This is a genomic window from Sulfurimonas sp., assembly GCF_034005705.1.
GTDB lineage: Bacteria > Campylobacterota > Campylobacteria > Campylobacterales > Sulfurimonadaceae > Sulfurimonas.
This window is the reverse complement of the sequence record NZ_JAVEUF010000013.1, coordinates 33,232-47,732: the sequence shown is the minus strand read 5'-3', so window position 1 is coordinate 47,732 and position 14,501 is coordinate 33,232. Positions and strand designations below refer to the sequence as shown.

Below are 14,501 nucleotides of genomic sequence, written 5' to 3'. Positions count from 1 at the left end.
GCATCTTTGGCATTTTTGCTTGTCGGGTATAAGCTTGCATTTGGAAGTTGGGATAGTGTCTCTAGCAGTATATGGGCTGTTTTTATGTTTCAGATGGCTTTTGTCGGAAAGACCGTAAATATCATGAGCGGCGGCGTGAGCGAGCGTGTACGTATAATCCCTTTGGCAATATTTACCGTTATTATGGGAGCAGTCATATACCCTCTGGCGGTAAATGTAAGCTGGGGTGCGGATATGCTTGCGGGAACTATGTTCGATATTGATATGTATGACCTTGCAGGCTCAACCGTTATACACTCAACGGGCGGTTGGGCTCTTTTGGCTGCTATTCTTATTATTGGTGCGAGACGTGGGCGTTATCAAGATGGCAGGATCAGAGTTATTCCTGCTTCAAACATCCCGCTTGTTGTTTTAGGTGCGCTTCTTCTTTGGATAGGATGGTTCGGGTTTAACGGCGGAAGCGTCGGTTCTATATCGAGCGTTGAGAATGCGAACCTTGTTGCAAAGACTATAATGAACACAAATACGGCAGGGCTTAGCGGTGCCATTATCGCAGGTATACTGATGCATATCAGATATAAACTTCTTGATATCACGATGATACTAAACGGCGCTCTTGGCGGTTTGGTCGCCGTGACGGCTGCACCTGACCTGTACAATATGTACACGCCTATCTTAGTAGGTGCGATCGGCGGGGCTTTGGTCGTCTTTGCCGTTCCTATGTTTGACAAATTTCGTCTTGATGATCCGGTCGGGGCGCTCTCCGTGCACCTCGTTAACGGAATCTGGGGTACTTTAGCGGTTGGGATCTTTGTTGATAGCGTCTCTTTTATGTCGCAGTTAAAGGGAGTCGTAGTTATAGGAGTTTTTGCTTTTAGCGTCTCTTATGCAGTTTTATATATTATCAATAAGTTCTCAAAATTCAGAGCTAGCGATGAAGCGCAGCTTGTCGGTATGGATATCAACGAGTGCGGGGTCGAGTCATATCCGGAATTTAAAAGCGCGATATAGTACTTTCTAGCATACCATTTAACAAAGTAGTAACAATCTTTTTGTTACTATCTCTTTTATGATTAGACACTCCAGCTCCTTTTTTATCTCTATTGTCATTCATCTGATTCTGCTCTTTATTGCTTTTTTTGCATGGAGCAGCTACTCTAAGACCAAAGAGGAGTATAAAGAGGAGTCCCTCTGCATTCAGCTCTGCAAAGTCAACTACGAAAAAGAAGCAGTAAGCGTAAAAAAGCCCATTGAGCCAAAAGTAGAGAAGAGGCAAGAAGAGGCTCCAAAACCAAAACAAAAACCTGAAGAAAAATCTGAACCAAAACCAAATCCCCCCAAAAAAGAGATAGTTGTAGAAAAAGCTCTGCCAAAAGCAGAGGAGATACAAAAGAGCGAAGCTCTTGAAGAGCCAAAAGTAGAAGAAAAAGTTGTTGAGGTGGAGGAGAAAAAGGTTACGGAGGTTCTCGAGAGCACTCCAAAAAAAGCAGAGGCAGAGCCTAAAAAAGAGATAGTAGAACCTAAGAACAAACAGAGCAGAGAAGCAGATGCGACCAAAGAGTATCTCAAGATCAACACGCAAAAGATAAGCGAGCTAATAAGAGAGAATCTCTACTACCCGATGGCGGCGAGAAAGAGAGGCATTACGGGCAGGGTCAGTGTAAAATTTACTTTATGTGCAGACGGAAAAGTAAAAAATATTAAAATAACAGACTCAAGCAGCGATATTTTAAGCCGTGCAGCACTAAAGACAATAGAGGAGCTCTCTGGGAAGTTTCCAAAACCGGGAGTAAATATAACTCTGACACTGCCTATAGATTACAGCTTGAACTAAATAGACTAAGACCTTACCTGGTTTCTGCCGCCTCTTTTTGCTTCATAGAGCTTTTCATCCGCTCTCTTTATGCTCTCTTCTATTCTTTCGTCATGTTCATGAAGTGCTACGCCAAAACTGCATGTAATAGTAGGAAGGTGGTCGAACTTGTGGTTTTGTATGACAAATCTTAAGTGCTCCGCCTGTCTTGCGATGTCACCTATGGTCTTTGCATACATGATCACGACAAACTCCTCCCCGCCCCATCTGATAAGTTTGTCCTCTTTTCTCGTAAAACGCCCTACGATCTCCACAAGTGCTTTTAAGACTTCATCGCCTGCAGCGTGACCGTAGTTGTCGTTTATATCTTTAAAGTGGTCGATATCAAATAGTATGATCCCTGTCTTGCCGTTTTGGCTCTCGTTGTTGTTTATGATGCTATGAACCGATGAATCAAAGAATGTTCTGTTGTAGGCACCTGTCAGCTGGTCTCTTATCGCTTTTTGCTTAAGCTGTAGCTTTTCAAACATAGTGTCGCTTATATCGCTGAAGTTTACTACGTATGTCTGCGGGTCATAACTATTGATGGATACCGAAAAAGCATGAGCTTTTTTCTCTCTGTTTAGCATTGAGACGATCCTCTCTCTGCCCGGCAGATTCAGCAGGCTTCTTATCCAGTGCTCCTCTTTTGGAAGCATTTTGCCAACATGGAAAAATGTCTCATCCTCTACAAAAAGATTGCTTATGCACGGATACTCTTTTGAAAAATCTTCAAGATCTTCATAACCGAAGAAGTCAAAAAATTTCTGATTGGCAAAGAGTATTTTTCTGGAGTCCGTCAAAAGAACTATGCTGTCTTGAATATCTATGAACTTGCGAAGCTTTTCCATAGTGCCTTTTTGATGGGTTATGTCGGTTATTACCCCTTCAATACACTCTTGAGCTTCTTCATCTATACTCATCTCGGCACTCTCTTTGACCCACACCACATCTCCGAGCGAGTTTAGTATTCTGTACTCTATGGAGTATTCGGCTCTATTTTTTATTGCTTCTTGGATCTTTGATTCAACCGCTTCTCTGTCATCAGGGTGGATCAGGTCTCTGTAGTTTCTTACTCTGTTTAAGATGAAAGCTTGGGCTTTATACCCGGTGATCTTGTAAACGGCGCTGTTTATAAAGAGCATGGTCATCTCTTTGTCCGTTTTAGACCTGAATATGATATCTGGAATATGATCTACGATTGATTGGAGCTCATTTTGTATATGTAAGATTTTCTCTTCGTAAGCGATGATATGCGTGACGTCATGAACGGTTCCGATAGAGTAGATATGCTCGCCTTCATTATATGTGTGGTAGGCGGACTCATTAAGATACGCGACCGTACCGTCATTTTTTATGATTCTGTGCTGAACTTGATATACGCTTTTGTTATTTATTGATTCTATGAATTTTTCATCAACTTTATCTTTGTCATCAGGATGGACATAGCTTAGAAAGATCTCATATGTAGGTTCAAAAGATTGCGGCTTAAGACCTAAGATGTTATATACTTCATCACTCCATCTCAGCTTGTTTGTTTTTGCCTCAAGCTCCCATGAACCGAGCTTTGCAATGAGCTGTATCTCGTTTAACATCCTGTTGTTTTTTTCAAAAATCTCATGTTTTTTTCTCATTTTGTAGTAAAAATATGTAAGCAGGGCAAGAAGAAGGATCATAATGCTGTTTATGACCCTGTCCTTTTTAAACATATATTCAATAGAGGGGTTTGAGCGGTTTACTACTATATATGCGACCTGTTGATTTGAGTATTTGTTAAAGACAGGTATAAAAGTGGTTATGTAAAACCTGTTGTCCAAGCATGTAAAAAAGTTAAAAGCTTCACCGCTCAAGATATTCTCATCTAAATCGGAATGTTTGGCGGTGATCTCCTCTATAAGTTTGTTGCCATCACCGGAGATAACTCTCTCGTAAAGATAGTTACTGTTTATTTTGCTTTGTAAGTAGTTGCTTTTTTCATTCTCAAAGACCTTTTTCTCAACTATGTCTTTTCTGATTATAAACTCGACATCGGCAATAGCTTCATCCCTTAGATGCTTTACTATCTCATGCATAGAGACCGAGATCTCCACGCTTCCGTAGTGCTGTTCTCTGTCGACTATCGGGTAGATATATCTATATCCGTTATATATCCTCCCCTCTTCAAAACCCGATACAGGCTCCTTGTATCTGTTGACATATGCTACAGTGTCTCTTATGCCCTCTAGAGAGTCTCCAAACTTCTCCACTCTGTGAAACCTTAGAAAACTCTCGTTATTTGGCAGGTGGAAGTGAAGCTGTTTTATCTTAAATATCTTCATAGAGTTGTAGCTATTAATTAGAAGCGAGTAGAGCTCTCCGCGTGCGCTGTTCTTCTCTCCTATATCCGTGCTGTTTGCTTTTTTCATTAAAGCATGTACTTCAGGCACGTTTATCTTTGTATCGAATATTATCTCAGAGTGAGTTTTATAGGCTTTTGTAATGGTGTTGTAGGCAATAGAGAGCATCTCTTTTTCCTGTTTTAAAACCTCTTTTTCATGATTTTTTATCTGATAATAGGAGATAAGAAGAGCTACAGCGCTTAAAGAGATAAAGATGAGAAGATATTTTATAATTTCTTTGTTCATAAAAGCCCATTACTGTTATAGTTATTTTTGTTATGTAATTATAGCGTTAATTGTTAAGGACATTATAAAGACAATTTATTAGCGAGATATAAAAAAGTTATATTACCAGAGAAATGAAAAGTTAAATAAAGAGTTGATTTGATTAAAAGTAGATGATAAAGTGGTGACCCCGAGGAGAATCGAACTCCTGTAACATGGATGAAAACCATGGATCCTGACCGCTAGACGACGGGGCCACTAAATATCTTTAGAAATGGTGTCCTGTGATGGATTCGAACCATCGGCCACATCATTAAAAGTGACGTGCTCTACCAGCTGAGCTAACAAGACTTGTTTGTGCCTCAAACCTATTGTTTGTGGACGCGAATTATAGGCAAATAGAAATCAGTTGTCAAGAAAAAAGAGTTTAAATTTGAAAATTTTTAGTTAAAATACACTCCATGAATTATTTTAGCTTTGAATACGCATATTTTATTCTGCTTCTTCTGCCCATTTTATACTGCATGTATAAGTGCAGAGAGATGATGAAGCCTATATATTTTCCCCATCTTCACTTTTTATCTGCAAAAAAGAGTTTCATAAAACTTGAACGCCTTTTAAAAGTTCTTATATTTGTTCTGCTCTGCATTGCACTCTCTTCGCCGATAGTCGTCGATAAGTTCAACCCGCTAAACAGACACGGGAAAGATATTCTCCTCTCGATAGACGGCAGCGGTTCTATGAACGCTTCTGGTTTTGATATGGAGGATGAGGTAAGCAGAGGCGAGAGGTTGTCGCGCTTTGAGATCGCAAAGGTTATCGCCTCTGATTTTATATATAAACGTGAGAGCGACAACGTAGGCGTAGTGCTCTTTGGAGACTTTGCTTTTATCGCCTCTCCCATAACTTATGAAAAAGAGATCGTAGTAGATATGCTAAGTTACCTCTCGCACGGTATGGCGGGACAAAATACCGCGATTGGCGAGGGGATAGCTTACGGAGTGCGCGCATTTAAGCACTCAAAGGCAAAGAGCAAGCTCATCATACTGCTAACAGACGGCGAGCACAACAGCGGAGCCGTCTCCCCAAAAGATGCCATAGAGCTTGCAAAAGAGCAGGGCATTAAGATATACACCATAGGCATGGGCAACAGAGGTGAAGCTGATGAGGCACTTTTGCAAAAGATAGCAAGCGAAAGCGGTGGCGAGTTTTTTTACGCAACTTCGGCAAAAGAGCTTCAAGAGGTCTATGAGAAGATAGATGAACTCGAATCCTCAAAGATAAAGAGCAGAGAGTATCTCTTAAAAGATTACTACTACTGGGCGGCTCTGCTTTTGGCATCTGCGATCTTGCTATTTTTACTCTACAGGGAGGCGAGAAGATGACTCTGTTATATCCACAGTATCTATGGCTTCTACTTCTGCTAGTGCCTCTTTTTATAAAGAGAGATATAAGAGAGTTCAGGGTCGGCTTCTATGGCTACATTTTGACGTTTATATTTATCGTTACGGCTCTTGCAAGACCCGTTATAGAGCAAGAACCTATTGAGTCAAAACAGATATTAAGCGATGTGATCATCGGGGTCGATCTCTCGTTCTCCATGCAGGGAAGCGACTTGGAGCCGACAAGACTCAGCTATGCAAAAGAGATGCTCAAAAAGCTGGTCGAATCAAGGCAAAAGAGCAGATTCGGCGTTCTTGGATTTACCACAAACGCGGTTATTCTCTCCCCTCTGACCGAGGACAGAGAGCTTCTGCTTCACCTTTTTGGCTCGCTTGATGAGAAGTTCATCATTACGCAGGGAAGCTCCATTATGTCCGCTCTTAAACTTGCCAGAAAGATGTCTGCCTCAAAAAAAGCTACGGTCGTTCTATTTAGCGACGGCGGCGATGAGCTTGACTACGAGGCGGAGGCGGCATTTGCAAAAGAGAACTCTTTGATCGTCAATATCTTTATGACCGCATCTGCCACAGGTTCGACTCTAAGGCAGGAGAGCGGCGAACTTTTAAAAGATGAGCTTGGCGATATTGTGGTAAGCCGCCAAAACAGCGCATCCAAAGAGATAAGCGATGTCAGCGGCGGAGTCTATACAAAAGATCTTGACGAACTTCTTGATGCGCTTGAAGAGCAGAAAGAAGAGGATAAAGAGTCCAAGACGACCATTATGAGAAACTTTGAGCTTTTCTACTACTTTATAGCTCTCTCAATCATCACTTTTTTGGTAAGCGTGACCACTCTAAAGAGATATGTAGTCGCATTTATGCTTCTCTTTGGAGTGCATCTGAGCGCAAGCCAGAATATGGAGTTTTTCAACAAAGCTACAGAGCTTTACAGAAGCGGCGAGTATGAAAAGGCGCTGCAGAACTTTGAGATGGTTAAATCAGCCGATATAGAGATAAAATCAATAATCTACTACAATATGGGAAACTCTTTTGTAAGGCTCCAGCAGTTTGAAAAAGCGAGAGAGGCGTACATAAAATCTTTAACGCTTATGTACTCAAAAGAGGCGGATGAAAATCTGGAGCATATACGTGATGCGGGTGAGAAGAAAGAGATGAGCACTGGGCAACAGCAGAGCAAAGATAGATCGGCACTTGCTAAAAAAGAGCAGACAAAGAAACAAAAAGAGGGCGGCGGCTCAAATATGCAGGTGAGCGCGCAAGCCGGCAGCGGAGCAGATGACAAGGGCAAAAAGACAAAATCGCAAAGTCAGGTCAATCTGGATGGCGGAAAAGCAAAGCTCAGCTCAAAACAGTATGAGCTAATAAACAAGAGGAGCGTAGATGAGAAAAAGCCTTGGTAGAATTTTTTTAACACTTTTTATATTTTTAAACGCCTCTCTTGCTGCTTCTACATATACGTGGAGTGCTAGTGCTAACAAAACGAGCGCATATCTGCATGAAGCCATCCATCTAAAGTATGTGTGCAGCTTCAGCGACGCTTCTGAGCTCTATACGATCGACTTTAATCCGTCGGGTGAGTATGAGAAGTTCACTCTTAAAAATCTAAGTCAGAGCGAGCATATAGTAGATGGCAAAAGGGTGAACAGCTACGAGTTCGTGGCGTTTGCAAAAGAGGCGCTCGAGATAGAATTCGAATTTGAAGCCGTCATGAAAAAGACCACAAAAGAGTCGATCGAAAACACCGTTTTGGGCAGGGATAACGTACAAAAAGAGGACTTTACAAAAGAGCCCTTTGCGCAAAAGGTCTTAAAAGTAACCGTTAAAGAGACAAACACTCCGCTTGTCGGAAATTTTACCATCCAAGAGAAAAAGCGAGAGCCTAAAGTAAAAGCATATGAGCCTTATCATATTGAGGTGCTCATCAAGGGAGTCGGAAATTTTGATGCGATCAAGCCCATAGAGTTCAATATCGAGGGCGTAAAGGTTTTTGCGGGCGAAGTCCAAAAAGAGTATATTCTTAAAGATGACGGTATGCACGGAGAGTGGAGCCAGAAGTTCGCTTTTGTCTCAGAGAGGGATTTTACCATTCCAAAGATAGAGATACCGTACTTTGACCTGCAAGAGCAAAGAACAGGAAGTCTGCTTCTTGATGCGACAGATGTTCGTGTTGAGGCTGGATTTAGCAAAGAGGAGCTTCTGGATGAGGAGCCAAAAGAGAGCTTTGAGTTTGATCTTAGCTACATCTACTATCTGCTGGCATTTGCGGCGGGATTTTTAGTCGCAAAAATAGAGTTTAAAAAAAGAGCTCAGAAACTAAATAGCGAAGAAGAGTTCAGACAAAAAGTAGAGGAAGCAAGATCGCTTGATGAGTTGATGATACTCCTCGTTTTAAAAGATGCAAAAAGGTATGAGAAGTTAATTTCTGAGATAGAGACAAAAAAAGTAACTTCGCTTAAAAGTGCAAAGAAGTTAATATGGAGTTAAATCTTTTTTAACTAGAATGATTTAATATTTTAAAAAAAAGGGAAGAGAAGTGAGATATTTTTTCATAATAGCTGCATTTTTTCTATCTTTGGCTTTTGCGGACAAGAGCGTTGTAAAGAGCGTTACGATAAATCAGATGCTATATCCCGACAAGACATTTTTAGAGGTAAAAGAGATAGCTCTTGATGAGGCAAAAAAGGCGGCGGCAAAAGAGATATACGGTGAGGTCCTAATATCTGAGACGGTGATGGTAGGAGGCAAGGTCTTGGATGATGTTGTTCGCGAACGATCAGGCGGCTTGGTGCGAATAAAGGGAGAGCCTAAGTTTAGAAACGGTGAGAACTTTGGAGACATCGTAGTAAGTATCGAGGCATATGCAACTGATGAAGATATAAAAAACAGAGCCAAATATGCTCCTGGCAAAGAGTTTGACATAGATGCAGCGGATGAGAAGATATCCGAGATCAGACGCGGTTTTTACGGTCTCTGGAGCGGGTTTATCATGAGAAGCGGCGGAAGCAGCAGCGATGTGGTCATAAAGATTACCTCTTCTGGAGAAGCCACTATAAACTATATCGCTTCAAACTGCGGCGGTGAGCTTATCATCCAGAAAAAAGAGCCTACAAAAGTAAGGTTCAAACAGAAGCTGAGTTACGGGGATGATAGATGCACGGACCTGCTTATTGTCGAACTCAAAAAGATAAGCGATACGCAGTCGCTTTTTATGCTCTTAGATGAGGATGATAGAGAGGTCGCAAAAGGTACGCTCTATAGAGAGGAGTAGATGAGAAGCCTTTTGCATAGAACATCTTTGCTATTTTTACTCCTCTTGCTGGGTGGATGTGCTACTACGCCAAAACCAAAAGAGCAAGAGAGGCTCCCTCTGTGGGTAAATGAGCACTCTTTGACTCAGGCGGTAGGTTCAAGCGAGGTCAATTTTCAAGGGGTCTATACACAAAGAGCGGCTGCCCTAAACGAGGCAAAGAGCTCTTTAGCACATAATATACGCTCATACATAACATCTTCTCTGCAGAGTCAATCAAAAGTTGGCAATAACGAGATATCAAACAGATACAAAGACAAAATAGTCGCACTCTCAGAACTCTTTTTAAGTGGTGCTTATCAAGTCGATGCATTTTTTGATTCAAATAGAAAGCTCTACATCTTGGTGGAGAGCCCGCAAGAGAGTATTGAGAGAATAGTGGGCTTGGGTGCGCAAAAAAATAGAACTCCGCTGCCTGATTTAACAACACGCCCTTTTGACAAAAAGGAGCTGATAGAGAGCAGATGCTACCAAAGAGAGCTTTTAGAGAGCATCAACACAAAGAGCGAACTTTTTCAAAACAAACCTATCTGGTTTTTTAGACCAAATCAGGGCGGGGTATTGGGCTCAGTTGGCATTGCCGAAAAAGAGGAAGGAAGGAGTCTGGCTGAGCAGAAAAGAGTTGCACTCTCCCTTGCTAAATCGGCTCTTATGAGAGATAAAAAGATGCAGATAAAGTCCAGACACGAGCTTTTGAAAATAGTAAGCGATGATATAAACGGGGAGATATTCGACTCCTCTGCTGTTATTAGAAGTGCGGATGAATCGGCTACGGTAGAGCTAAAAGACATCTGGCTTGACCCGCAGAGCTGTGAGCTTTATGTCTGGATCGTTGAGAGCGATGAGGTATAAAAACAGCATGATAAAACTCTTTGGCACTGCGCTCTTACTCTTTATGCCTCTCTTTTTTGGCGGATGTATGGCAAATCTGGCAAACTCCGCAGGAGTAGATATAGGCAGTTCTAAGCAGAGTTACGAAAAGTTTGTAGCGGGTGACTATATGGCATCGGCTCAAATAGCTATTAAAGATAAGAGCAAAACTGCAGAGATGGATGACGCAAATCTTCTTGCGATTCTTCAAGCCGCAAACAGCTACCTTTTTGCCAATGAGCATGAGAAGAGCATAGAACTTTTGGATGAGGCGGAAGCTATTATAAAGTTTCATCATCAAAAGGCGATAACTCTCAGTGCGAGTGACTACTTGACAGGGGTGATGTTAAATGATGCGGCAAGAGATTATCAGGCGTCCATATCGGAGGCGATCATGGTAAATACATATAAAGCCCTTGATTATATGGCGCTTAAAGAGCCCCAAAAGGTGCGTGTCGAGCTCAACCGCGCTGTAGATAGAGTTCGCCGTGCAAAAGAGACCTATGCCCAGCTTATTGCAAAACAAAAAGAGGCAATAGAGCAAAAGAAGAGAGAGCAGGGCTCAAAAGCCATTGACAATACGCTTAACAACAATCAAGTAAAGAGCATCATCGCCAAAAACTACTCATCTCTTGGGCAGTATGCCGTATATCCGGAGTTCGTCAACCCATTTACTCTCTATCTGGCAGGTCTCTACTTTGCCATAGAGGGTGATTATGCAAAATCATCGTCGCTGCTTAAAGAGGTCTACGGAATGGTGCCGAACAACAAAACCGTAGAGTCCGACTTTGAGATGGTGGAGTATGCGCTCTCAGGCAGAGCCATAAAAGAGAGATATGTCTGGGTTATCTATGAAAACGGTCTGGCAGCCTCAAAGAAGGAGTTTAAGATAAACGTCCCTATCTATCTGGCATCAAATAAGGTCATCTACACAGGCATAGCGCTCCCTCAAATGAGCAGGGGGAAGAGCGCAGGTGAAGCTATAAGTGTTCTCTCAGATGGAAAGAGTCTCTCAAAGACCTCGGTAGTAGGCGATATGGAGAGTGTGATACTCACGGAGTTCAACTACACATACAACGATATTTTGACCCGCGCACTTCTCTCTGCGGCAATTAAGACCTATGCACAGTATGAAGCAAAGAAAGACAACCCATATCTTGGACTGGCTGCTGCGGCGTTTCAACTCTTAACAACTCATGCCGATACCAGAAGCTGGAATACTTTGCCAAAAGATTTTCAGGTTACAAGAGTTAAAATACCAAAAAGCAACAAACTCCTCTTAAGAACGGGAGCGCACAACATTGATGTAGAGATACCAATGAGTGCAAAACATGCTATTGTTTATGTTAAAATAGCTACAGCTACTTCAAGACCGAGTGTTACGGTTATGGAGTTTTAAGGAGTTTTGATGAGATTTATAGGATATATCGCTTTTTTTGTTTTAATTTTCGGCGGTTGTGCCAAAGAGCCTAAGATGAACGACTCAATAGTCAAAGTCATCAGCAACTGCGGCAACAGCGACATTGTAGTCAGTGACATAAAAGGGCGAAAAAAGTCCGACGGTTTTATGCAGGCGCAGGTTATCGGTGAGAACAGATCGGATAGCTATCAGCTTCTTGAGTATCAGGTCATCTGGTTTGACAAAGAGGGCTTTAAGATAGAGAGCATACTCTCAAAATGGCAGACGGTCCCAGCTTACGCGAACCAGCCGTTTCAGATAAACGCAACATCGCCAAGTACAAAGGCGAGTACGTTTCGCCTATATATAAAATCACAAAAGGAAGTAATATGCGAAGAACAATACGATGGACAATAATATTAGCGGCTCTTGGAGTTATGTTTAGCGGGTGTGAGACAAAAACCACAAACATAGATATAGACAACGATAAGGGTGAAGCGGTCATGGGCCTTGATTACAGGGATTTTCAGGGTGCGGCACAGGATATGATAGAGTCGCTGCTCGCTTCGGGCGCTGTAGATAAAAAGAACGGTGAGCGTTACGTTCTTGTAGTTTCAAGAATCGTAAACGATACAATGCAGCATATAGATACGGACCAGCTTATCAAAAAGATCCGTGTAGGTCTGCTTCAAAGCGGCAAAGTGGTCGTAACTACAGCAGTAGGATTAGAGGGTGCTGAAGATGAGATGTCAATGCACGCAAGAGAGACTCTAAGAGGAAACGCTGAGTTTGACCAAAAGAGCGTTGCGGGCAAAGGGAGCATGATAGCGCCCGATCTTAGCTTATCGGGCAAGATACTTCAAAGAAATATCAAAGTTGACTCTAAGACACAAAGAGTCGAGTACTATTTTCAGATGTCTCTGACTGAAATAAAAACTGGTCTGGCATATTGGGAAGATGAACGCATCGTCGCAAAGAGAGGTAGCAATAAAGCTGTTTCATGGTAGTTTTTAAGATACTCTCTTTCATAACAGCTCTTCTGATCTTTGGCGGCTGCTCGCAAAAAGTCGTCATCAGCGCGTTGGAGCCTGCTGAGGTAGACAGAGCCGCATTGACAAAAAAAGTAAGTGTCGCTGGGTTTGAAAACGATCATTTCGGACTATCAGAGAAGATAGAGAACAATCTTTTTAAACAAAAGATCGATGATAAAGAGTATTTTACGGTCATCAGCAGAAAAGATTTTGACAAAATTATAGCTGAGCAGAAGTTGCAAAAAAGCGGCTTGGTAGATCCCTCTACCGCCGTAGAGATAGGAAATCTCATCGGTGCGGAAGCGATTATATCAGGCAGAGCCGCAGAGCCAAGCATAAAAGATACATACTATTATGAAGAGCGCTCAAAGTGTGTGGATAAAAAGTGTAAAGAGAGCGTAAAGTATCTTGTAAAGTGTATGAAAAGAGAGGTCGGACTCTCTGCCGATGTACGCATGGTTGATGTAGCAAAGGGCGATATTATCTATGCTGATACTTTAAGTAAAGATTACACTTTTAGCAGCTGCCAAGACAGCTCAAAAGGGGTTCCAGCCGCGGAAGCAGCAATGCAGATGCTGGCTAACAATATAGCCGATTCTTTTACCTACAAGCTGACACCTCGCTATCGTGATTTTAAGGTTGTCTTGCTTGATGATGCTGACATTGATTACAGCAGCCATGAAGAGGAGCTTTTGGAGGCATCTCTGGAGTATATAAAGCAAAACAGATTAGACAAAGCCGAAAAACTGCTATTTGAGCTAATTGACTCTACCAAAGAGAGAAGCTACGTTGCGTTTTATAATCTCGGTGTCATCAAAGAGGCGCAGGGGAGTTATGCTCAGGCGCAAAAGTATTACAAGATCGCTGATGAGCTGGCACTAAAGCCTGTCACAGAAGTGAGTGCGGCATATGTAAGGATCGGTGAGACTATCGAGAAAAGCAACAGGGCAAAAGAGCAGATTTTAAGATAATGAATAGAAAAGTCATATATATTTTAGCTTCGACCATGCTACTAGGCACTCTCATTCTAACGGGCTGCGGAGCAAAAAAAGAAGCAGCGGCGGTACAAAAAGCTCCTCCATCTTGGTATCTCAACCCTCCAAAGTCAACAGCATCTACGCTTTATGCCATAGGCGAGGGCGAGGATAGGGATGAGGCGCTAAAAAATGCACTCAATATGATGGCTTCAACGCTCAGCGTCTCGATATCTTCACAGTATGACTCCAAAAAAGTCGTGCAGGAGGGTTTAGTAAACACCCATCAATCGACTGTCGTGAGCAGTACGCAAAGCGATCTCAAAAAGATCCGCATAAGCAGTTATGAGCTGATGGAGTCGCATAAACTCGGGTTCAACAACTACACCGTCTTGATAAGATCAGACAAACAGAAGCTCTTTGATAGCCTAAAATATGAAATGGAGCAGAAGTTTGCTCTTGTGGATTCGCGCATAGAGTCACTCACTTTGCATAATGCGCTTCAACGGTTAAACGGCTATAGAAAGATAAAAGATGAGATCAAAGATGTTCCGGACACCATTGTCGTGATGAATGTTTTAAATAGCTCATACAGTGGCAGGGAGTACCTTCACAGGATGGAGCGCATAAACTCCTCATATGAGAAACTTCTCTCAAGCATATCTGTCGAGATTGAGTGTAACGGTGACTCAAAGGTTCTTGAAGCTCCCATAAGAGAGGGATTTTCCGCTAAAGGAGTAGAGATAAAGAACTCAAAAGGCAGCATGCACTTTAGAGTAGCTGTTGATTCAAATGTCAAAGAAGCCTCCTCCTATGGATTTACGCTTGCCCGCTATGCAATTGATATAAGCGTTAAAGATTATAAAGGCTCGGTAGTAGCAAGCAGTAAGCTAAATATTATCGGAAGCTCTGCTCAGGGGTATGACGTAGCCAAAGAGGATGCAGCGATAAAGCTTGACGAGATGATAAAAAAAGATGGCATAGACAAGATAACAGGTCTTGGCATATAGTCGTTTGGTCGACTGTTAACGCCCTTTTGATATACTTTACATAATTTAAAAT

Annotated in this window: 13 protein-coding genes and 2 tRNA genes; 12 read left to right on the top strand and 3 right to left on the bottom strand. The window is 42.1% G+C overall.

Annotated elements, in window-relative coordinates:
- Both RBR61_RS07720 and RBR61_RS07715 read left to right on the top strand, forming a co-directional pair.
- Positions 1-1,011 (top strand): ammonium transporter (locus RBR61_RS07720; protein WP_320343319.1); only part of this gene is annotated, 1,011 nt, incomplete at its 5' end.
- A 58-nt stretch (positions 1,012-1,069) separates the two neighbouring features.
- Complete coding sequence (locus RBR61_RS07715) at positions 1,070-1,834, top strand: energy transducer TonB (protein WP_320343318.1); 765 nt, start codon at positions 1,070-1,072, stop codon at positions 1,832-1,834.
- Positions 1,835-1,839: 5 nt separating this feature from the next.
- Here the strand turns inward: RBR61_RS07715 and RBR61_RS07710 are convergent, their stop codons facing one another.
- The 3 genes from RBR61_RS07710 to RBR61_RS07700 all read right to left on the bottom strand — a co-directional run bounded on the left by RBR61_RS07710 (position 1,840) and on the right by RBR61_RS07700 (position 4,806).
- A complete protein-coding gene (locus tag RBR61_RS07710; protein ID WP_320343317.1) occupies positions 1,840-4,476 on the bottom strand; it encodes a diguanylate cyclase in 2,637 nt (878 codons plus the stop codon).
- A gap of 161 nt (positions 4,477-4,637) precedes the next feature.
- Positions 4,638-4,712: transfer RNA gene (locus tag RBR61_RS07705), tRNA-Glu, on the bottom strand.
- 18 nt (positions 4,713-4,730) lie between these two features.
- Positions 4,731-4,806: transfer RNA gene (locus tag RBR61_RS07700), tRNA-Lys, on the bottom strand.
- 110 nt (positions 4,807-4,916) lie between these two features.
- Here RBR61_RS07700 and RBR61_RS07695 point away from each other — a divergent pair.
- Genes RBR61_RS07695 through RBR61_RS07650 form a run of 10 tightly spaced genes read left to right on the top strand, consistent with a single transcriptional unit; the run spans position 4,917 to position 14,449 of the window.
- Positions 4,917-5,840, top strand: a complete 924-nt coding sequence (locus RBR61_RS07695) for a VWA domain-containing protein (RefSeq protein WP_320343316.1) — start codon at positions 4,917-4,919, stop codon at positions 5,838-5,840.
- Entirely contained in the window at positions 5,837-7,258 is a 1,422-nt protein-coding gene (locus RBR61_RS07690; protein WP_320343315.1) for a VWA domain-containing protein, read from the top strand. The genes RBR61_RS07695 and RBR61_RS07690 overlap by 4 nt, the downstream gene beginning before the upstream one ends.
- A complete protein-coding gene (locus tag RBR61_RS07685; RefSeq protein ID WP_320343314.1) occupies positions 7,239-8,342 on the top strand; it encodes a hypothetical protein in 1,104 nt (367 codons plus the stop codon). Before RBR61_RS07690 ends, RBR61_RS07685 begins: the two co-directional genes overlap by 20 nt.
- 49 nt (positions 8,343-8,391) lie before the next feature.
- Positions 8,392-9,126: a hypothetical protein gene (locus tag RBR61_RS07680; RefSeq protein WP_320343312.1), complete on the top strand. Its 735-nt coding sequence runs from the start codon at positions 8,392-8,394 to the stop codon at positions 9,124-9,126.
- Positions 9,127-10,017: a hypothetical protein gene (locus RBR61_RS07675; protein WP_320343310.1), complete on the top strand. Its 891-nt coding sequence runs from the start codon at positions 9,127-9,129 to the stop codon at positions 10,015-10,017. It abuts the gene before it with no gap.
- A 7-nt stretch (positions 10,018-10,024) separates the two neighbouring features.
- On the top strand, positions 10,025-11,434 hold the full coding sequence (locus RBR61_RS07670; RefSeq protein ID WP_320343309.1) for a hypothetical protein: 1,410 nt from the start codon (positions 10,025-10,027) through the stop codon (positions 11,432-11,434).
- A gap of 9 nt (positions 11,435-11,443) precedes the next feature.
- Positions 11,444-11,851, top strand: coding sequence for a YcfL family protein (locus RBR61_RS07665; RefSeq protein WP_320343308.1), 408 nt, complete (start codon positions 11,444-11,446; stop codon positions 11,849-11,851).
- A complete protein-coding gene (gene lpoB, locus RBR61_RS07660) occupies positions 11,824-12,441 on the top strand; it encodes a penicillin-binding protein activator LpoB (RefSeq protein WP_320343306.1) in 618 nt (205 codons plus the stop codon). Before RBR61_RS07665 ends, lpoB begins: the two co-directional genes overlap by 28 nt.
- Positions 12,435-13,436, top strand: coding sequence for a CsgG/HfaB family protein (locus tag RBR61_RS07655; RefSeq protein WP_320343304.1), 1,002 nt, complete (start codon positions 12,435-12,437; stop codon positions 13,434-13,436). The genes lpoB and RBR61_RS07655 overlap by 7 nt, the downstream gene beginning before the upstream one ends.
- Positions 13,436-14,449, top strand: coding sequence for an LPP20 family lipoprotein (locus RBR61_RS07650; RefSeq protein ID WP_320343302.1), 1,014 nt, complete (start codon positions 13,436-13,438; stop codon positions 14,447-14,449). The genes RBR61_RS07655 and RBR61_RS07650 overlap by 1 nt, the downstream gene beginning before the upstream one ends.
- Positions 14,450-14,501 lie beyond the last annotated feature (52 nt).